Below are 21,360 nucleotides of genomic sequence, written 5' to 3'. Positions count from 1 at the left end.
GCAGCATTGAAGCTTCCTTCTCTTTATAACCCTTCCAAGCCTCTCTGGACTTTCATTAAAAGGTTTTAGATATGATGTTGTTCAGATGTGTCAACCTGCTCTTCCTTCGCCTGCGGAAGAATCAGGTTTAAGATGACACCGACAATTGCTGCAAGCGCCATTCCCGACACTTGGAATCCTCCTTGAGACACTTGGATAAACGCGCCTCCTACACCGATCACAAGGATCACCGATGTGATAATGAGGTTTCTGTTGTTTTCATAATCAATTTTGTTATCAATCAGCATTCTCAGACCGCTCGAAGCGATGATTCCGAACAGCAGGAAGGAGACGCCTCCCATTACCGCTGACGGCACTGAACTGATCAGCGCTGAGATTTTGCCGATAAAACCGAAGCATAAGGCAATCACTGCCGCGCCGCCGATGACAAAGACGCTGAATACTCTTGTGATGGCCAGCACGCCAATGTTTTCCCCGTAAGTCGTTGTCGGCGGACCGCCGATCAGGGAAGCAAGGATTGTCGCCACGCTGTCACCCATAATAGAGCGATGAAGCCCCGGCTTTTTAATGAAATCTTGTCCGACAACTTTGCTCAGCACCATTTGGTGGCCGATATGCTCTGACATTGTCACAAACGCGACGGGAACCATTGCCGCTGCGATGCCAAGTGTGACTGACGGTGAATAGTCTTTGAACGGGATGATAAACTCAGGCACCGCAAACCATTTCGCGTCAAGCACAGGCTGGAAGTTGACAATCCCTTGAGTAAGGGCAAACAAGTATCCGCCGATAATGCCGATCAGAACCGGAATCAGGCTTAAAAACCCTCGTAAGAAAGTCGCGCAAATAATCGTAATCGCCAACGTAACGCCTGCTACACTGAAGTGCTTTAAGCTGTAAACCAATTCACTCGCGTTCGGATCAGCGTACATCGCCATGTTTACCGCAGTGCTGGCCAGTCCGAGCCCAATGACGATAATAACAGGTCCTACGACCACAGGAGGAAGAACCTTCATCAGCCATCCTGTTCCAAGCTGTCTGATCAATAAGGCAATCAGCCCGTACACTACCCCTGCAAGAAACGCTCCGACCATTGCCGCTCCCGGGCCGCCGGTCGCTTTGACCAGTATGATCGGAGAAATAAAGGCGAAGGATGAACCGAGATACGCCGGAATTTGCCCTTTCGTAATAAGCAGATAAGCGAGTGTCCCGATGCCGCTTGTCACCAATGCCACAGCAGGACTCATTCCAACTAGCTTCGGAACCAAAATTGTTGCGCCAAACATGGCAAATAAATGCTGCAGACTGAATGAAACCCACGAGAAAGGTGTCGGGACATCCCTGACTCCTAAATTTACTTTTTTCTTACTCATGATGATTTTCCCCCTGATCGTTGACTTTCATTTTAGGATGACTCAATGACTGTAAAAAAAACCTCTTTGCTATTTTTCACGCAAAGAGGCATACAAAGATCCGCCGTATTCTTTCGGGGGCTTTGTTGTGCACCTCTTTGCAACCTCTCTGGATTGCCTTTAAAAAGGTGATCTATTATTCATTCATTTTGATAAATGGCCACGAGATCGTTTTGATCTACCTCATGAAGCTGAACCATAACCTTTTCAGCCTTTGATGTCGGGATGTTTTTCCCGATATAATCCGCTCGGATCGGCAGCTCCCTGTGTCCTCTGTCAACAAGCACAGCAAGCTGAATGGAGGAAGGTCTACCTACATCAACAAGCGCATCCATACCGGCTCTGACCGTTCTTCCGGTGTACAGGACATCGTCAACAAGAATGACTTTTTGATCGTTGATGTCTACCGGAATATCTGCACCTTTCACTAGCGGTTCTTCGTTGCTCGTTTTTTTGGAAAGATCGTCTCTGTAAAGGGTAATATCAATCTCACCGACTGTTACAGGACTTCCTTCAATCTGCTCGATTCGCTCCGCAAGGCGTTTCGCCAAGTAAATCCCTCTTGTCTTAATGCCGACAAGGATGCAGTTATTCATACCTTTATTGCGTTCGATCATTTCGTGAGCAATTCTGGTCAGCGCCCGTCTGATTGCTTGTTCGTCGAGAATGACAGCTTTTTGATTCAATGTGTGACACCTCACAGTTCATATAGAAGAAAAACCCCTCCTGCCAGAGCATAGAGGGGTTTTAGGACAAGGTGCGCATAATATACGCATCCCGTCTATCCGTTATCCTTCTCAGCCTCTCTGGACTGTTTTAAAGAATCTATTCAGCTTCGTTTATTATTTCAGAAAAGAAACAGTCTGTCAACCGTTTTTTCTGAGGTTTTCGATTAATTGGACCATATCCTCCGGAAGCGGCGCTTCAAATTCGACATATTCGCCGGTGCGAGGATGATCAAAACCTAAAATACCGGCGTGAAGGGCCTGGCCGTTAAAATCGATCGTTTTTCTCGGCCCGTACTTTGGATCGCCCGCCAATGGAAATCCAATATATTTCATATGAACACGAATTTGATGCGTTCTCCCAGTTTCAAGCTGGCATTCCACCAACGTAAAATCCTGAAAACGCTCAAGCACATGAAAATGAGTGACTGCGTTTTTGCCTTCACGCGCCACAGTCATGCTTTGACGGTCTTTCTTGTCCCGTCCGATCGGCGCGTCAATAGTGCCGTCATCGTGAGAAATAAGCCCGTGGACAACCGCCGTATATTTGCGTGTGACCGTTTTGTTGACCAATTGGTTCACGAGTGACTCATGCGCCATATCATTTTTCGCCACCATTAACAGGCCTGACGTATCCTTATCGATTCTGTGAACAATCCCCGGACGCATCACGCCATTGATTCCGGAAAGATCCGTGCAATGAGCCATAAGGCCGTTTACAAGTGTGCCCGTAAGATGCCCAGGAGCTGGGTGAACAACCATTCCGCGCGGTTTATTGACGACCAGCACATCCTGATCTTCATAGTAAATATCCAGGTCCATAGGTTCTGCCAGCACGTCGAGCGCTTCCGGCTCAGGTACAGTGACGGTCACCTGATCACCTGGCTGAATTTTGTAATTTGATTTTACGGGGCTTCCGTTTACGACAATTTGTCCGTCTTTCACCCATTGCTGTACTTGGGTCCTCGACCAATCATTCTCAGTCGATGCCAGAAATTTATCAATCCGCTCACTTTTTTGTTCTTCTGAGGCGGTTATATCAATTTGATTCATGCTATTGCTCCTTTTTCTTTTTCCCGCTGTCCAACATCATTTGTATAAATAAAAGCATGACGCCGACACATAGTGAAGAGTCCGCGATATTAAAAATCGGGTAATTGTAATCCACAATAATAACATGGATAAAATCCACAACTTCCTGTCTGAAAGCCCTGTCGATGAAGTTGCCGATGGCACCGCCGAGCATAAGTCCGAGAGCTACGCCAAGAAGCCTTTGTCCTTTAGTATAACGCTGTATGTAATAAACAATGCCAATAATAACCGCGGTTGTAATGAGGTAGAAAAACCACATCTGACCGGCCAATATCCCCCATGCAGCACCCGTATTGCGATGGGAGGTGATATAGAATACCTGATCAATGACCGGAATACTTTGTCCAAGTTCCATATTCTTAACGACAAGCCATTTTGTCAATTGATCGGCTGCAATAATAAGAAGTGCAATGATATAATACAGCACAAACGTTCCTCCAGTTTTACGGTTACTTTAGTCCATTATGCATTTTATCAATAAAAAGCACTGGAGTAAAGAAATATCAGGCATATAAACCAGACAGGCACTGTTATTCATACAGTGCCTGTCCATATTCAATATCCGTTGATTTCCACAACGGAAGCGTTTTTTTTTCAAATTGGACAGAATAAAGAAAATCGTTTGCTGTACGGGCTGTCGGCAGCACAGCAAGCTTTGAAAGAGGAATGGGAGCCCCGGTTTCTTCACAGTATCCGAATGTGCCGTTTTCGACTTTGGACAATGCGAGGAGAACGTCTTGAAGCTCTTCTTTAATGTGATAGATCAGAGTTGCTTTTTGTTTATGATTGATTGCTGCTGGCGGACTTGTTGAAGCCTGAAAGCAAGAATACTCAAATAATCTCGACTGTAGTTCTTCTTTCATCAGAAGAAGTTCCGTATAAATTGCGGTCAGTTGATCATTCATTCATCACAACTCCTGCTCTTAACGTAGTACCTATATTGTTGCCTGTGAATGATGATCTAAAGCCCATAAGATTTTTCCTGCTGTTCTAATCGATGTCACTCTTGGCACAAAAAAGCCCGGCTTTTACGCCGGGCTCTTTTCCATTATTTTTGATAGTATTTTTCAACGATTTCAGCGTTTCGCAATGAAAGTGTAGGGTATTTCGGATTTGCCCCCACGTCTTTTGAAATCACACGTGATCTCTCACACATGTCGCCTTCCGCTTTCTCGACAGCGATTTTACCTGTCGCAAAGCTTTGGGCATCGTTCGGCGCTTCATTTTCTTCGCTGATTGTCAGTTCAGAAACAATAAACAGCTGAGAAAGATTTTCTTTAATGGAAGCTAATAGCTCTTGGTTTTCTTTGTTTGGATACAATTTCAGATTTGCTTCCAATGATTTACCGATAATTTTTTCATTTCGGGCAGTTTCTAACGCTTTTAGCACATCGTCACGAAGAGCCAAAAAGCGGTCAAATTTATTTTCTGTCGCTTCGCTGTTTGGAACCGTAATTGTTTCCGGCATATCTGTCAGTTGAACGCTCTGCTCCTCAACAAATGCCAAATGAGACCATAATTCGTCAGCCGTATGAGGAAGGATAGGAGCTGAAAGCTTCACTAATGCTAGAAGCGTTTCATAGAATACCGTCTGCATGCTGCGTCTGTCCGGATGATCCGCATGCTCGATGTACACAATATCTTTTGCGAAATCAAGATAGAATGAGCTCAATTCGATTGTGCAGAAATTATGGATACTGTGATACACAACCGCAAATTCGTACTCGTCATACGCTTTTTTCACTTTATCAATCAGTTTATTCAGCTTAATCAGCATATACTGATCCACTTCGCGAAGATTTTCGACAGCCACCGCATTCGTTTTTGGATCAAAATCGAATACGTTGCCGTGAAGAAAACGGAACGTATTGCGGATTTTACGGTACACTTCAGCAACCTGCTTCAAAATGGCGTCAGACACGCGAACATCCGCCTGATAATCAACTGAAGACACCCATAATCTCAAAATATCGGCACCAAGCTGTTTCATGACTTTGGCTGGAACAACGACGTTACCGATTGATTTACTCATCTTACGTCCTTCTCCATCCAGTGCAAACCCATGGCTGAGCACACCTTTATATGGCGCTTTTCCTGTTACGGCTACCGCTGTAGAAAGAGACGAGTTAAACCAGCCGCGATATTGGTCAGATCCTTCTAGATATAAATCAGCCGGGCGAACGAGGTCTTCACGCTCTTCAAGCACCGCTTGATGGGAAGAGCCTGAATCAAACCAAACATCCATGATGTCCTGTTCTTTTGTAAATGTGCCATTCGGGCTGCCAGGATGCGCAAAACCTTCCGGAAGAAGATCCTTCGCTTCTTTTTCAAACCAAATGTTTGATCCGTGCTGCCTGAACAATTCAGAAACATGTTCGATGGTTTCATCTGTAATAATCGGTTCTCCGTTTTCAGCATAAAATACCGGAATCGGCACACCCCACGCACGCTGTCTGGAAATACACCAGTCTCCGCGGTCACGAACCATGTTATGCAAACGCTGTTCGCCCCATTCAGGAACCCATTTGGTTTCTTTAACGGCATCCAGCAGGTCTGATCTGAAATCTTTAATTGAAGCAAACCATTGCGCTGTCGCTCTAAAAATGGTTGGTTTTTTTGTTCTCCAATCGTGCGGATAAGAGTGAGTAATAAATTCAAGCTTCACAAGCGCGCCTTTTTCATCAAGCTGCTGTGTGATCACTTTGTTCGCATCATCGTAGAACATGCCTTCAAAGCCTGGAGCTTCGCTTGTCATTACACCTTTTGCATCAACCGGGCATAGCACATCTAAACCGTATTTTTGGCCGATGATAAAGTCATCTTCCCCGTGTCCCGGCGCTGTATGAACACAGCCTGTTCCGGCATCAGTTGTCACGTGTTCGCCAAGCATAACAAGAGAGTCTCTGCCATATAGCGGGTGTTCAGCGATAATGTTCTCAAGGTCTTTCCCTTTGATCGTTCTTGTCACTTCATATTGCTCAAACCCGCATGCAGACGCAACATTTTCGACTAAAGCACTTGCTGCGACAAAGCGGTCTTCACCTACTGCAATCACGCTGTACTCAAGATCAGGATGCACTGAAATTCCGAGGTTCGCCGGAATTGTCCAAGGCGTTGTTGTCCAGATAATAATACGCTCGCCGTTTTCAAGAACGCCTTTGCCGTCTTTTACACCAAAAGCCACGTAAATAGATGCTGAACGTTTATCTTGATATTCGATCTCAGCTTCAGCCAACGCAGACTCACTTGAAGGTGACCAGTTAACCGGTTTCAGACCTTTATAAATGTAGCCTCGTTTTGCCATCTCACCAAATACGCGGATTTGCTGCGCTTCGTATTCCGGTTTTAATGTCACATATGGGTTTTCCCAGTCACCGCGGACACCAAGGCGTTTGAACTGCTCACGCTGTCCCTCGATTTGCTTCCAAGCGTACTCTTCACACAGTTTGCGGAATTCCGCTACTGACATTTCTTTGCGGTTGACTTTTTTGTTTTTTGTGAGAGCCGTTTCAATCGGCAACCCGTGTGTATCCCAGCCAGGTACATACGGCGCGTTGAAGCCGCTCATTGATTTATAGCGGACAATGAAGTCCTTCAAAATTTTGTTAAGCGCATGCCCCATATGGATGTCTCCATTTGCATACGGAGGTCCGTCATGTAAAACAAATTTCGGGCGGTCTTTCGTCCGTTCCTGCACAAGATGGTAAATATCCTCTTCTTCCCATTCCTTTTGAATGTCAGGCTCACGGTTTGGCAAATTTCCTCGCATCGGGAAATCTGTTTTCGGCATTAAGAGCGTATCTTTAAAATCCATTTTCATTCCTCCACTGCATTTTTTCAGAAAATAAAAAAAGCCTTCTCATCCCATAAGGGACGAGAAAGCTTATCTCGCGGTACCACCCTTTTAGAAAAAGCCAGCATCAGCATACGCTTTTTCCTCTCGAGCATCGTAACGTGATGAACGTCCTAACCTACTGTGAGTTCAGAAAGGAAACTTAAGGGCTGATCTACATGATTCCGGCCATCCCGGACTCTCACCATCTCCGGGTCGCTATGAAGGCCTGAAGGAAACATGACTGTCCCTTTCAACCGTCTTTTCATCTGAATTTATGAACGTATTATATTCGACAAGCTAAGAAAATGTCAAGATGATCAGAAAATTTATTCCTTTTCCTCAAATACTGCGTCGACTTCATACTCAAGCAGATGATCCCAATCGTCATTTTTCAAAAGATCGAGCTGGGCTTCAATCAGCATTTGGAAACGTGTTCTGAAAACTTTAGACTGCTTTTTCAGCTCTTCAATTTCCATTGCAATTTTTCTTGATTTTGATAAAGATTCGTTGATAATGCGATCAGCATTTTTCTCCGCTTCCCGAACGATCAGCTTTGCTTCTTTTTGAGAATTGCGTTTTACGTCTTCAGCCGCTTCTTGAGCAACTAAAATCGATTTATTCAGCGTTTCTTCAATATTGGCAAAGTGTCCGATTCTTTCATCAAGTTCATTGACTTTCGCTTCAAGCTCAGTTTTCTTACGGAGAACAATTTCGTAATCTTTTCTGACTTGCGCTAGGAATTCATTTACTTCATCTTCATCATATCCGCGAAAACTTTTTGTAAACGTCTTGTTGTGAATATCATTTGGCGTTAATGGCATGATGCCACCTCCATTTTTACATTTCAGTACGGTTATCTAGTTCACATTATAAAACAAATTTCGCACAGATGGAGAAAAAAACTGAAAAACCGACTATTTTTGTCGTTCAAACGTAACTCTCCATTTGTCTTTTTTGGTTTTTCCTTCGATTTTTGTCAAGCTGCACCGGCCAAAGCCTCTGATAGACAGCATGTCCCCTTCTGCCACCATGTATGAAGGATCTTCAACTACCTTCCAGTTCACTTTCACGAGGCCGTTTTTCACAAGCGTCTGTGATTTCTGGCGGGATTGCCTGCTCATAGAGGCGCAGACGGCATCAAGCCTTAAAGAAGAAACCGTGTCATCTCTTATTTCGACATCAACTGCGGGAATGTTAAGGTCTGACAAGTCAATTTTCTCTAAGCTGACCGCCGCTTTGCCTGCTTGGGTCAGCTGTGCAGCCACAAAATCTGCGGTATCGGCTGAGACAATCAATTGCACTGATGTCTCAGAAAACACGATGTCACCAAACTTTTGCCGCTTTAAGCCTATGCCCATTAATGCACCAAGCAGAGAACGGTGATCTACTGAGACAAATTTTTCAGCATAACGGACGTTAAACGCCTGCAGTTCAAAATCCGATTCTTCCGGCGTTATGTACTCTGGATACAGAATCGCCCGTTTTCGCTCAGCTCTGCCATAGCCGCCGGAAAAAGCAAGCCCGACGTCTGCCTGTCCCGTAACAGCAGAGAGGATGACCTGCTCTCGGGGGTCTAAAAAGTCGGTCAGCTTCATCCTGTACTGTTCCTGGACAATGCTTTTCCATTCGAGCGCCTGATCAATAAAGGCCCGCTCGTCTTTTCTGAAGTGCTGATATATATCGCTCATCGTCTTTCCCTTCTATGTAAAGAGGCTTGGCTGCTGCCAAGCCCCCTATCAAACTGTCACTTTAAAACGCAATCATGCGATAAAGCCCCCACAAGCCAGTTGTCGCAAACCGAAGCACAAGAATAGCCACGATCGGAGAAATATCCAGCATTCCGATTGGTGGGATGATTTTTCTGAATGGCTCGAGATATGGTTCACAAATCGAAGCTAAAAAACGCCCGACAGCTGTTTCCCTCGTACTCGGCACCCATGACATAAAAATATATATGATCAGGGCAAATGAGTATATTGTGATTAATAAGCTTAAAACCGAAAAAACTTGATAAAGGATCATCTGGCTTTACCACCTCTGATGTTCGTCTTCAGATATGAGCTCAGAAATTGTGCCTGATACATCTACGTTGTCAGGCGTGCAGAGGAAAATATCCGAGCCGATTCTTTGAATGTCGCCGCCGATGGCATAAACGGTTCCGCTTAAAAAGTCAACAATCCGCTTAGCCTGGTCATGCTGGATCCGCTGAAGATTGACGACCACTGCCCGCCGGTTCTTCAAATGGTCGGCTATTTCCTGTGCCTCCGCATAAACGCGCGGCTCACTCAACACCACTTTAGAGGATTTCTGAACACTTTGCAAGCTCACTACATTCTGTTTGCCCGCAGGTTTATGAGCAGCGTAAGCCGGCTTTTCTTTTTGCTCCTGCTGCTCTTCGTCAGATTCCCGCTCTGTCTCAATATATTCATATTCGTATTCTTCTTCTTCCATTGAGAAAAAGTTTTTCAGTTTATTTTTCATACTCATTGCTGTACACCCCCTGTTTCATTTCCGACTAACGATGAGCCGATTCTAATATAAGTAGCCCCTTCTTCAATTGCAATTTCAAAATCATTTGACATGCCCATCGACAGTTCTGTACACGGAGCGTTCGGCTGTTTCAGCTCCTGAACCTGATGACGGAGTTCTCTCAGCAACCGGAAACAGCTTCTGACCTGATCTTGCTCATCAGTCAGCGGAGCCATTGTCATCAGTCCGGCCACAACGATATGTTCGAAACCGGAAAGCTCCTGTATGAATGGTATGACTTCTTCTTTTTTCATGCCGTGTTTAGAAGGCTCAAGAGAGGTATTGACCTGCACAAAGCACTTGACAGTACCTTCAGCCCGTTTTTCAATTTCTTTCGCTAATGAGAGCCGGTCTAAGGAATGGATATAGGAAACCGCATTGACAACGGCTTTTGCTTTTCTTGATTGCAGACTGCCGATAAAATGCCATTCCGGATTCCCTTTTATGATTTCCTGTTTGCGGAGCAGTTCCGCGTCCCGGTTCTCTCCGAGGCAGGTGATGCCCGCATCCACTGCCTCCTGTGCTCTTTCAGGCGATACATATTTTGTGACTGCAATAACCGTAACTTCATCGGAGCTGCGGCCCGATCTGTTACATGCTTCGTTTATTCGTTCGTTTATATGTCGTAAATGATCAACAACACGCAAGATCTTTTATGCCTCCTTCATTCCGATAAAGGACATCATCCGTCCAGTTTTCCCCTGATCACGGCGGTGAGAATAGAAAAGAGACGGCTCACTTTCCGTGCATAAACCGCTGACAGAGATCTGTTCAGTTGCCAAACCGCTGTCGATCAGTATAAGGCGGTTCAGCTCTTTCAGATCAAGCTGATATTGTGCCTTTTCCGTCTGATTAACGGCACGTCCTGCCGAAACCGGCAATGCCCGGACAGCATCCATAACACGGTCGTCTACCGTATAGCATGCTCCGCTGATAGACGGTCCAATAACAGCATAGATATCCGATAAATTTGACCCTTCCTGCTCGGTCCATCGCTTCACCATTTCTCTGCCAATCTGTTTGACAGTGCCTTTCCACCCGGCATGGGCGACCCCGACAAGCGATTTAACCGGATCATAGAAGAAAAGAGGCACACAATCAGCAAAGCATAATGCCAAAAACACATTCTTGTCCTTTGTGTAGAGCCCGTCCGTTGCTTTCAGAGCCGTGTGATACTCACGGGCGCCTTTTCCCCTATCTCTCTGCGTCACTTTTTGAACGCGATTATCGTGTGTCTGATCAGCAAATACCCAAGACTGCAAATCAATATTAAACATATCGGCAATATATTCGCGATTTTTAACTACATCTGCATCTTTGTCATGAACGTGCAATCCTGTATTTAACGATTCAAAAGGCTTTTGGCTGACACCGCCGTTTTTCGTAGTAAATCCGGCAATGACTTCTCTGTTGTTTTGATTCGTTTGTGTCCAGTCTTGTATCATGAGTGTCGAGGGTGTGGTAAGACTGAATGGGTGATATGTATTCATGATGATCCAACCTTTCGACAAACATTTAAAAAAGCGGAATTTCCCACTTATTTTACCACATCTTTCTGCATTCGTTGAGCGCCGATTTGCATATTTCTAAATGAAATGTGCCGGAAGAAACGAGACTTCCGGCATTTTCCAATCAGCAACAGACAAGCAGGTTTATGCATGCGGTTCACTTAATCGGACCAAGATCACATCTTCCCCGATTTTTACTATATTTCGCCATGGAATGACTAATTCCTCTTCTTTTCCAAAAAATGCGAGAACCTTCCCATTCCCCCCTAATATGATCGCCTGAATTTTACCAGTAGTCACATTGATATCGATATCGCCAATGCTCCCCAGCTTTTTCCCGTTTGAGACATTGACAACATCCTTCACCTGAAATTCTGAGATGCTGATCATTCCATCACGTCCTTTTTCCGTCCTTTTTTCAAGTATATGAATGGGCGGGCTGAACCTTGTCAGCAAGAAAAAATTTTCATGGTTACTGTTCTTTTTTACCGCTGCACCATCTAATGATAAAATCGAGCATGATTTTTGTGTAATCCACCAGCTGCTCAATCGATACCTCCTCGTTCACAGAGTGTGCATTGTGCAGATCGCCAGGACCGTAGATCACGCTTGGAATCCCGGCATTAAACAGCCATCCCCCGTCTGTAACGGATTGAGAAACGTCAATAACCGGATGCTCCCGTTTCACTTCCTCATGAGACGCTGTAAGCGCTAAGACGCCTGGGTGGCTGGGGTCAACTTCCAGTGCCGGAAAAATTTCTCCTCTGTCCTCAATCATAGATGAGCCTCCCCACTTAAAAACAGGACGGTTTTCCCTAAGCCAAATATCACTGTCGCTCAGCCGGTTGATGTAATCTTCTATTTCAGCTGCCACTTGGTCATGGGTTTCATTCGGGTAAAAATGGACCGTAATCCACAGCCGGCACTCGTCCGCTATAAAAGCCGCATGTCTGCCGCCTTCAATAACAGCCGGATTAATGGTATTTGTGCCGGGTTTAAAGCCATGGTAACTTTTCATAATGGACCAGTGGCGCTCAAGTTCACCGAGTCCCGCAATGATTTTTGCCATTTTTTCAATTGCGCTTGCCCCGAATGTGCCTCCTCCTGCGTGAATCATATTCCGCCTCGTCCCATCATGAAACGTTTGACTGCTTTTGATTTCGATCCAGCCTGTAATGACACCTCCTTGGCCTTGAATATGCATATCGCTCGTATCCGCGACAACTGCAAAATCAGCATGATAGCCCCTCTTGCAGCATTCAAGCGTGCCGGCTTCTCCGACTTCCTCCCCAATCACCGATTGCAAAATCAAATCACCGGGAAGTTCAATGCCGGCTTCACGAATCAATTTGACCGCAAACAGCACACACGCCAACCCGCCTTTCATATCTGAAGCGCCTCGTCCGATTAAGAAACCGTTTTTTTCAATTGGGTGAAACGGATTATGCTCCCAATCCTCATTCTCTTTTACCTCTGCAACATCTACATGGCCATTGATGATCAGGCTATGATAACCGGCTGAATCCATTCCTCTAAGAAGACCCACTACATTAGGATCTCCCGGGTACACGTCCCATTTATCGATCGAGAATCCCATGTCATGTAAAAACCCTGCAATCCATGACTGGACGCCGTCTGTATTCCTTGCAGGCGGAGCAGGTGTCTGATAAGAAATCAGCGTTTTTGCAAGCTCAATCAGGTCCCCCTTTTGATCTTCCGCCTTTTTGATCAGAGAGTCTATTTGTTGATTCAATGTGATCCGCTCCTTTCTTAAAAATCAAAAAGCCGTTTCATATGTTATGAAACGGCTCGATAAAAACAGACAGAGTCCTATGTACTCCGCTTTTTCACCGCTTCCCTCCGCTGGCATGATCCAGATCAGGTCAAAAGGGTTGAGACAATGTCTCTCTCAGCTTCGAAAAGCACCCCTAGGATGAGTCTGTATGTGTTTGTCAGGCATTTGTTATCGGCTCGGCTCTTGTTAAAAACGGCCGACCCTGATTCCATAATACATGGATTGGCGTATCAAAAAAAGCCGAGAGTATGTGATCAGTAAGCATTTCTTTTATTTCTCCGGATTTAAAGACCTCTCCCTGTTTTAACAAAAGGGCTTTGTCAAAGACCGGCAAAATTTCTTCCGCATGATGAGTCACATAAAGGATCGATGGCGCATTTTCTTTGTTTGCAATGTATGTAATCGTGTCTAACAGCTTTTCCCGGGCAATAAAATCCAGCCCTGTGACCGGTTCGTCCAGTATCAGCAGCTCCGGATCCGCCATTAGCGCTCTTGCAATCAAGGCTCTTTGTTTTTCTCCTTGAGAAAGGGTTTCATAGCGGCGGTCGGCATATTCAATCGCTCCCAAGTCCTCTAACAAACCAATCGCTTTTTCCCTGATTTCCGCACTTGGTGTTTCATATAATCCAATTGAAGCGTAAGCGCCGCTCAAAGCAATTTCAAATGCTGAATCTGCCGGATAAAATTTTTGCTGAAGAGCGGCTGAGACGAGGCCAATTTTCCGTCTGAGCTTCTCCCCAAGCTCTGTTTTGCCAAATTCATGGCCAAGCACCTGCATCTTGCCCGATGTTGGGAAATAATATGAGCAAAGCATATTTAACAGTGCGGTCTTTCCGGCGCCATTCAGTCCGTAAAGCACCCAATTTTCCTTTTCTTCCACCCTCCAATGGATATCCCTCAGTATCCATTTTCCATTTCGTTTTAATGAGACATTGTCAAGCTGCAAAATCATCGTGGTCCTCCTCTTTACTGCCTTCTATAATTATTTAAATTTTCATAAAACTTCGCACGAACTAGGATACCTTATTTTTTCCAAAACGTAAACCGTCCGAAATCAATAGAAAGCCTTTAAAACAAAAATTGTTTTAAAGGCTTTACATTATTGATGGATATTCTTATTCATTTGTTTGATAGCCGCTTTTTCAAGCCTGGACACCTGCGCTTGGGAAATCCCGATTTCCTCGGCTACTTCCATTTGTGTTTTCCCTTGGAAGAACCGCTTTCGCAAAATCATTTTTTCCCTATCATTCAGTCTTCTCATGCCCTCTTTTAAAGCCAGCTCTTCAATCCATTGTGAATCTTTATTGCGCTCATCACTAATTTGGTCCATCACATAAATCGGGTCTCCGCCGTCGTTATAGATCGGTTCAAATAGAGAAACCGGATCCTGAATGGCATCAAGCGCAAATACAATTTCTTCATGCGGTACTTCAAGAACTTTTGCGATGTCTTCTGCAGTCGGCTCCTTGCTTGTCTCACTGATTAACCGCTCTCTTACTTGAAGTGCCTTGTAAGCGATGTCCCGGAGTGATCTTGAGACACGAATCGGGTTATTATCGCGTAAATACCTGCGGATCTCTCCGATTATCATAGGTACAGCGTATGTTGAAAACTTAACATTGTGGCTTAGGTCAAAATTATCAATTGATTTCATTAGTCCGATGCAGCCGACCTGAAATAAGTCATCAACATACTCTCCTCTGTTATTAAATCTTTGAATGACACTTAAGACAAGACGCAAGTTCCCGTTTACAAGCTTTTCTCTCGCTGAATCATCGCCTTCATCCTGCAGCTGCCTAAACAGCTTTCTCATCTCTTCATTCTTGAGTACTGGTAATTTGGAGGTATCCACCCCGCAGATTTCGACTTTATTTCTCGACACTTTTTTCCCTCCCTACAGGAGCTGCTGTACAACGTTAAGTATCTCCTTGGGTGGGAAAAATATGCACTGCACTCAGATCGAAAAACAGTCGAATTCAGGAAATCCCTGTAAAATCAAGGGTTCTGTACTATAAAAAATTTTACACCATTTTGTTGAACTCTTTTCTCAATCTTTTTATTATTCTTTTCTCCAGACGTGAAATATAAGACTGGGAAATTCCCATCATATCCGCTACATCCTTTTGGGTCTTTTCTTCTTCGCCGACAAGCCCAAACCGCAGCTCCATGATTTGCTTTTCCCTCTCATTAAGCTGTTCAAGCGCTTTTTTCAAAAGCTTTTTATCTACGTTAGCTTCTATGTCTTTTGTGATAATGTCATCGTCCGTGCCGAGCACATCAGAAAGCAACAGCTCATTGCCGTCCCAATCAATATTAAGCGGCTCATCAAAGGAAACCTCTGACCGGATTTTGTTGTTTCTTCTTAAATACATCAGGATTTCATTTTCTATACAGCGTGAGGCATAGGTCGCCAGCTTGATTTTCTTTTCTGGATTAAACGTATTCACAGCTTTGATTAATCCGATGGTGCCGATGCTGATTAAATCCTCTATATTAATTCCTGTATTTTCGAATTTACGGGCGATATAGACGACCAGACGCAAATTGCGTTCAATCAAAATGGCGCGAGCCGCCTGATCGCCGTTTGGAAGCTTCATTAACAGAACCTGCTCCTCATCTTTAGATAATGGAGGAGGCAGGGCTTCACTCCCGCCTATGTAATAGACTTCATCACTTTTCAGCCCAAGTTTCATCAGCAGCTTATACCAGAGGTGCGTCAATCGCAATTTCAGTTTTTTCATCTTCCTCTCCCTTCTAAATGTCACGTCGTTTGAGTATGATAAGTAACGGACATTTGCGAACATTATGAGACGTGTTTGATGGCCTTGCCCGAGAGCATTTTAGGATGAATAATGGCGTCAAACTCGCCATCTGCAGATAGCTTTGTTGTGCTGATGCCGATTAAGCATTTATCCGCAGAAATCATTTCTTGTTTTGTCATAATCGTTACGTGATCCGGTTTAACGCATAGTAAAAATTGATTTTGCTGACCTACTCCTCTGTATGGAATCAGCCTCATTTTATCCAAAAAGCGAAATGAATCATCGAGCTGCTGAGTGGCTTCCAATGGATCTGTGTTTCGAATGATCATCGTTTCGGCTGCTCCGAAAATCGGTTCCAGTTTATCAAGGTGAATAATCATGACAGGCGTTTTAGTAAGCGGATCGTACAGCTGATTACCGGAATCAACCAGCCCTCTGACATGAAGCGTTTGGCCGCCCAAATCAGCCTGTACGCTGACTCGTTCCTCATATTGAATGTTTTTTGTTTCAATCTCTTCAATTCTTCTCTTAGAAAAAAACCATAACACTGGAAAGCCAGCAACAATAAACAACCAGCTGATCGGGTCTCCAAACCCTGTTTGATTCGTCATCATGACACCGTTTCGAACAACGGAATTGGTCTGCAGCAAAGAATGGGCTCCAATCATTCCTCCCCCCATTAAAAAAGTCGCAAAATAAAAGGAAAACAAATTTTGAAAGAAATAACGAAATCTTTTAAAGCCAAATGTCACCATCACAATAACAACTGAAAAAGCCAGCTTACCAGCCGGATGTTCAACGATCGGCGAAAAAGGAGTAAACATCAATAGAACAATACTTGAACCGATGAACGCTCCGCCTAGCAGTCTTCTTTTTTTCACATGCCGTTTTAAAATAAATGCCGTGAGCAAAAGCAAAAGTGCATCAAAGCAAAAGTTCAATAGCCAAATGACATCTAAATAGATTTTCACATCTGACTCCTTTCTTTCTTGCATCACGCTGTTCCCCTTCTTGTTTCATAAGTATAAATCAAGCTCTGTGGGAAAGTCTGTCAATTAATGTTGAGAGGAAAATACAATTTTTCAGGGATTACTGCTTAATTTGTCGAGGGAATAAATGAGAGTATACATAAAAAAGCTGCCCTTGACGGCAGCTTTTTTACACTTAATTTCCAGTATTGATATAGAGTTTTCCGTTCGCTGTTTTTCTTGTTTCATTTCCATAATCATCACGTACAATCACTTCTACTTTTGCTCCGTTTGCTTTAATAGAAGAAGTGGCTGTCCAATAGCCTTCATATCGCCCCGGAGAAATTTCTCTTAACGGGAGCTCGGTGGCGTTTTGCACACTCGCTCTTGCATTTGTCAGCGGCATACGAATGACAAACGTTGCATCCAAGTCTTTAGCGCTTGAGAAAGCGATTTTCACAGATTCACCGGCTTTTAAGATTTTGTCCTCTCCCGGGATCAATCCGGAGATGACAGGCTGGTCATAGTTGACATCAATGACAGCCTTTTTCTTCGTTTTGTTGCCTGCTAAGTCTGTTGCCGTCACCTTGATTTCATTGCTTCCGTTCTCCAAAAGAATACGGGCTGAGTATGAACCTTCAGATACTGTTGCTTTTTTGCCATTCACTTTGACTTCTTTTAGATTGTCATCGGATACAGACCCTTTGACAGTCAGCGCTTCTTTATTTATTTTCTCGCCATCCTTTGGATTGTCCAGCGTCAATTCTGGCTTGTCTTGATCAAGCGTGACCATGACAGGGCTGGAAGCATCCGTAGTCCCATTGTCTGTTGATGCCGTGGCCGTCAGCTCATTTTCACCCTCGCTGAGTGATACGCCTGCCTGAAACGTGCCATCCGCCGCAGCTCTCGCCTCTCCTGCTTCTTTCTTTCCATTATAAATGTGTACCGTTGTTCCCGGAGAAGCTTTTCCTTTTACGGTGACGTTCTCCTTATTTGTGTATGATTTGTCTGCCGGTGAAGTGATCTCAGGTACAGCCGCTTCATAATCAACTAATGCGCGGATCATATAGTTGCCGTCAGCTTCGTCACCCGGCTGCCATTCTCCGTCTATATACTGCCAGTTGCGGCCGGAATTCTGACCGGTTTCATCCATTGCCAGACCTGGTGAATATGGATCTGGTTTCGACTGGATATATACGAGATAAAAATCTTTATCGACCATAATCCCTTTTGAACTGAGATCTACCTTGGTCCATTCGCCATTGCGAAGGGCTTCAGCGTTAAATGGCCCGGCAATTTTCTTGCCCGGTGCGCCATCTTCTCCTGTAGCATCGTATACCTCAACCTTAAACTCTGTGCCGCCAGGATCAGGGAACTCTGTATCCCAGAATCTAAACAGTCCTCCTGTAAGCATGCCTTTGTCTTTGCCGTCAGCCAATGTCATTTTGACAGCCCATCCGTTACCGGCTGCAAAATAGGAATTGGCATTCTCCGCCGTTCCATCATCATATGCAATCTCACCCGGATAACCGACGAAAGGCTTCAGTACAGTTTCCTTCACAACATTACCTTTTAAATTAACGGAAAATTCATCGCTGTAATAACCTGGTGCAGCGACTTTAATCGTATAGGCGCCTTCATAGGCCTCAAGCGTATATTCACCTTTGTCATTTGTTGTAGCCGGTTCAACCGCAGCATCCTCCACAACATAAACAGAGGCTCCTTTTACCGGCTCTCCTGTCGTTTTATTGATGACCGTGCCTTTTAATGTGCCCTTCTTCATTTCTTCTAACGTAAAATTAGCTGGTGTCGTCTGATCTGCCTGCAGAGAAACCTTTTGTGTTTTCGATTGATAACCGTATGCTTCTGCCATAAGCGTATAGTCTCCCGCTTTGTGCGTCAGCGTGTACTGCCCTGTGGATTGATCTGAATATGTTGATTTCCCTGTTTCCATAACACTGACTTGCGCCCTGAGCGGCAAAATTTGAGGCTGTATCTCTTTACTCTGGTTTTTTACCGCTGTGTTTGCAGATGGCTTAGCTTTTTTCGGATTCACTGGCTTTTTCTTTTGCTTTCCAGACGGCTTTTCAACACCCAGCTTATTCTTTTTGGCTGTTTTTCCGGCCGATTTGTCAGAAAGCACTACATCATCAATGTACCAGCCCTCTTTTGCAATGCTATCATCGGATTGAAGATTAAACATGACTTGAATGTTTTGACCTTTATAAGCGGATAAATCAATTTCTTCGTCCATCCAGCTTGATGTCTTTCCATTATAGACGCCAGCCTGCTCCCAATTCTTCTCACCTTCAGGCAAAACAAAAACATAGCCATAATCAAAATCATTCTCTAAATTGTGCCAGCTTTTAAATTGGAGAAACAGGTTTCCTGAATCCGGCACTTTAACAGGAGGCATCACGAGATTCATGTTTGCTGAGTTGCCATAGTTTCCTGCCAGGTCTGTTCCGTATACTTTTTCTCCGGAAGCTGCTGTATTTGGGCCTGCTGACGGAACTCCCCACTCCCAGCTATTATTTGTGCCACTCGCAATCCAGCCGCCGGGTTCAGTTTCAAAGTCCTGCTTATAGCCCGCCGTGATGCTTGGTTTCACTGTTATATCATATGTGTCAGACTCAACGACATGGCCGCCAAAATCCTGAATCATCCACTTATAGCTTAGTGCAGCTCCTTTTACGTTTGGGATCTCCGCCTGATACGTTCCTTTCAAGTGATCTCCGCTGATTCGTTTAGCCGTTACTTCAGTCCACTCGCCTTGATCCAGCTTATAGGACAGTTTGACAGATGTCACACTTACATTGTCTTCAGCTGTCAAAGTCAGCGGCAGGTTCGCGCCTTCATAGGCTTCTGTTACTTTCTCATGCTGATAGACAGGAGGCTCTTGATCATCTCCCTCTACAGAGACCTGTCCTTCTGCTTTTCCTAAACCATCTGTAACAGCTGATACAGCGTCAAAAGCGTTCACCAAACCATGGCCGTATCCGTTATTCGGAGAATCGGGAAATGTTGAATCCGTCAGCGGTTCAGCCGTGCTGGTTAAAATATCCTCCATCTCATCAACAGAAAGTGAGGCATCCGCCTGTTTCAGCAATGCAGCAACAGCGGACACATGCGGTCCTGCCATTGATGTGCCGTCCCATCCGTCCTCATATGTCTGGCCGGGAACGGAAGAGCGAATATTAACGCCAGGTGCAGAAATTTCCGGCTTTATTTCATCATATGGAGATGGCCCTTGGAGAGAAAAGTCAGCAAGCTTTTTGTTAATATCAGTCGCTCCAGTTGCAAACGATTCCGGATAGTTTGCTGGGTTTGCGATAGAACCAGGCCCGCCCGGAATAAAGATATCTGTATTTCCCGCTGAAAACTCAGGGAAAATATCGGCCGCACGCCAGGCATTGACCATGTCCCTGTACCATTCATCAAGTCCTGAGCCCCCGCCCCATGAGTTATTGACAACATCAGGAGCCATTTCCGGGTGAGGATTTCCATCTGCGTCCTTTGGAGCTAAAACCCATTCACCGGCTTCCAAAATGTCAGCATCAGTGCCGCCATCTTCGGAGAACGCTTTAACAGCAATCCATTTTGCGCCTGGCGCTACACCGATTTGATTTGTTCCATCGGGTTCTGATCCCACCATCGTACCTGTCACGTGGGTTCCATGAGCCAAATCATCATAAGGACTTGCTTCGCCTGCTACGGCATCATACCAATTCATTTCATGATCCGGCTCATCAGGACTTTCCGGATTATATCCACGATATTTCTCTTTTAAAGCCGGGTGGTTCCATTCCACACCTGTATCAATGGACGCGACAACCGTGCCAGTTCCGTCATATCCAAGTGCCCAAGCTTTCGGGGCGTCGATTTGGTCTACATTCCATTCCACACCGTCAGTTGCTTTGACAGCTTTTTGCGCTTTTTTCATATTAAATGGAGAGGATGATTTAAACAGCTGCCGTTTCTCATTTGGAAGCACCTTTTCCACTTCGGAGAACTGCGCCACTTTTTCCATCACTTCTTTTGAAGCATGAACAGCGATCCCATTCACTACATAATAAGAGTGAATTTGGTCTGCATTCCCCTTGTTTTTCTGGCTGTTCAAGTATGTTAAGACATCTCGCTGGGATTCATCGGCTGTGACTTTTAAAGATGACACCACGGCCGAACGCTTTTGATATTCCGTCTTAGCTGCAGTCAGCTTCTTCGATTTCGCTTTTTTAACAGCCGCTTTTGCCGCTTTTTTTGTGTCAGCTTGATCTTTAAATTTAATCAGAAAGGTCGTTTTTTCTTTCTTTTTAAAGCTTTTCTTTAATGAACTCGAGATCTTGTTCTGAATGGATTCAGCAGATTGAAGCTCCTGTTTAACAGAAGCTGAGGCGCTTTTGCTGCTTGCTCCGGCTACACCCGGAAAAAGCATTGAACCAATGACAACCGTACTTAAAACAGAGCTGATGAGTCTGTTTTTCGTTTTTCTCCTCATTTTTATCCCCCTTTTTCAACATGCTTTGAAAAAAATGTCGTCCCTCCTTATAAAAATGAATGGTTTGTCAGAGCATCGCTGTACGTTAACTGTAGACAATCTCTATTACAGATATTGTCGTTTTATGTCACCTTATTTCCATAAATATGAAAACAATAAAATTGTCATGGGATTTAAATGGGTCTAATGGCCTGATTTATTTTTATGTGAAGGAAGGCATAAGGAAAAAGACTTTA

19 protein-coding genes, 1 riboswitch and 1 other annotated feature are annotated in these 21,360 nt (G+C 44.6%); all 19 genes read right to left on the bottom strand.

From position 1 onward, the window contains the following. Positions 1-65 precede the first annotated feature (65 nt). Positions 66-1,373: a uracil permease PyrP gene (pyrP, locus tag ABZM97_RS08535; RefSeq protein WP_202327698.1), complete on the bottom strand. Its 1,308-nt coding sequence runs from the start codon at positions 1,371-1,373 to the stop codon at positions 66-68. 179 nt (positions 1,374-1,552) lie between these two features. Then, on the bottom strand, positions 1,553-2,098 hold the full coding sequence (gene pyrR / locus ABZM97_RS08530; protein ID WP_087992122.1) for a bifunctional pyrimidine operon transcriptional regulator/uracil phosphoribosyltransferase: 546 nt from the start codon (positions 2,096-2,098) through the stop codon (positions 1,553-1,555). Positions 2,099-2,278: 180 nt separating this feature from the next. Next, positions 2,279-3,190, bottom strand: coding sequence for an RluA family pseudouridine synthase (locus ABZM97_RS08525; RefSeq protein WP_087992123.1), 912 nt, complete (start codon positions 3,188-3,190; stop codon positions 2,279-2,281). 1 nt (position 3,191) lies between these two features. Then, the gene (gene lspA / locus ABZM97_RS08520) at positions 3,192-3,656 is read right to left on the bottom strand and encodes a signal peptidase II (protein ID WP_087992124.1); all 465 of its coding nucleotides are present in this window, start codon (positions 3,654-3,656) and stop codon (positions 3,192-3,194) included. A 103-nt stretch (positions 3,657-3,759) separates the two neighbouring features. Next, entirely contained in the window at positions 3,760-4,134 is a 375-nt protein-coding gene (gene ylyA / locus ABZM97_RS08515; protein WP_367387387.1) for a sporulation-related RNA polymerase-binding protein YlyA, read from the bottom strand. 143 nt (positions 4,135-4,277) lie between these two features. Then, a complete protein-coding gene (gene ileS / locus ABZM97_RS08510) occupies positions 4,278-7,043 on the bottom strand; it encodes an isoleucine--tRNA ligase (protein ID WP_087992126.1) in 2,766 nt (921 codons plus the stop codon). Positions 7,044-7,095: 52 nt separating this feature from the next. Continuing rightward, positions 7,096-7,328, bottom strand: a binding site (T-box leader). A gap of 62 nt (positions 7,329-7,390) precedes the next feature. After that, on the bottom strand, positions 7,391-7,885 hold the full coding sequence (gene divIVA, locus ABZM97_RS08505; protein ID WP_003221468.1) for a septum site-determining protein DivIVA: 495 nt from the start codon (positions 7,883-7,885) through the stop codon (positions 7,391-7,393). 93 nt (positions 7,886-7,978) lie between these two features. Beyond that, complete coding sequence (locus ABZM97_RS08500; protein ID WP_087992127.1) at positions 7,979-8,752, bottom strand: RNA-binding protein; 774 nt, start codon at positions 8,750-8,752, stop codon at positions 7,979-7,981. Positions 8,753-8,813: 61 nt separating this feature from the next. After that, positions 8,814-9,086, bottom strand: a complete 273-nt coding sequence (locus ABZM97_RS08495; RefSeq protein WP_087992128.1) for a YggT family protein — start codon at positions 9,084-9,086, stop codon at positions 8,814-8,816. A gap of 6 nt (positions 9,087-9,092) precedes the next feature. Continuing rightward, a complete protein-coding gene (sepF, locus tag ABZM97_RS08490) occupies positions 9,093-9,551 on the bottom strand; it encodes a cell division protein SepF (protein WP_367387386.1) in 459 nt (152 codons plus the stop codon). Continuing rightward, positions 9,548-10,240 (bottom strand): YggS family pyridoxal phosphate-dependent enzyme, encoded by a 693-nt coding sequence (locus ABZM97_RS08485; protein ID WP_367387385.1) that lies wholly within the window; start codon positions 10,238-10,240, stop codon positions 9,548-9,550. The genes sepF and ABZM97_RS08485 overlap by 4 nt, the downstream gene beginning before the upstream one ends. Positions 10,241-10,246: 6 nt before the next feature. Continuing rightward, the gene (gene pgeF / locus ABZM97_RS08480) at positions 10,247-11,083 is read right to left on the bottom strand and encodes a peptidoglycan editing factor PgeF (RefSeq protein WP_087992130.1); all 837 of its coding nucleotides are present in this window, start codon (positions 11,081-11,083) and stop codon (positions 10,247-10,249) included. A 162-nt stretch (positions 11,084-11,245) separates the two neighbouring features. Beyond that, a complete protein-coding gene (locus tag ABZM97_RS08475; RefSeq protein ID WP_367387384.1) occupies positions 11,246-11,491 on the bottom strand; it encodes a YlmC/YmxH family sporulation protein in 246 nt (81 codons plus the stop codon). Positions 11,492-11,573: 82 nt separating this feature from the next. Then, the gene (locus tag ABZM97_RS08470) at positions 11,574-12,854 is read right to left on the bottom strand and encodes an acetylornithine deacetylase (protein ID WP_087992131.1); all 1,281 of its coding nucleotides are present in this window, start codon (positions 12,852-12,854) and stop codon (positions 11,574-11,576) included. Between the two features lie 85 nt (positions 12,855-12,939). Continuing rightward, positions 12,940-13,041: riboswitch (TPP riboswitch) on the bottom strand. A gap of 12 nt (positions 13,042-13,053) precedes the next feature. Further along, entirely contained in the window at positions 13,054-13,848 is a 795-nt protein-coding gene (locus ABZM97_RS08465; protein WP_087992132.1) for an ABC transporter ATP-binding protein, read from the bottom strand. Positions 13,849-13,995: 147 nt separating this feature from the next. Beyond that, on the bottom strand, positions 13,996-14,778 hold the full coding sequence (sigG, locus tag ABZM97_RS08460; RefSeq protein ID WP_003221449.1) for an RNA polymerase sporulation sigma factor SigG: 783 nt from the start codon (positions 14,776-14,778) through the stop codon (positions 13,996-13,998). Between the two features lie 139 nt (positions 14,779-14,917). After that, positions 14,918-15,637 (bottom strand): RNA polymerase sporulation sigma factor SigE, encoded by a 720-nt coding sequence (gene sigE / locus ABZM97_RS08455; protein WP_003221446.1) that lies wholly within the window; start codon positions 15,635-15,637, stop codon positions 14,918-14,920. Positions 15,638-15,699: 62 nt separating this feature from the next. Further along, entirely contained in the window at positions 15,700-16,629 is a 930-nt protein-coding gene (gene spoIIGA / locus ABZM97_RS08450) for a sigma-E processing peptidase SpoIIGA (protein ID WP_202327736.1), read from the bottom strand. Positions 16,630-16,822: 193 nt separating this feature from the next. Beyond that, complete coding sequence (locus tag ABZM97_RS08445) at positions 16,823-21,124, bottom strand: S8 family serine peptidase (protein WP_367387383.1); 4,302 nt, start codon at positions 21,122-21,124, stop codon at positions 16,823-16,825. Positions 21,125-21,360 lie beyond the last annotated feature (236 nt).

This window comes from Bacillus vallismortis (genome assembly GCF_040784915.1).
GTDB classification, from domain to species: Bacteria; Bacillota; Bacilli; order Bacillales; family Bacillaceae; genus Bacillus; species Bacillus subtilis_G.
Note: the sequence above shows the minus strand (reverse complement) of the source record. Positions and strands in the feature narration are given on the sequence as shown.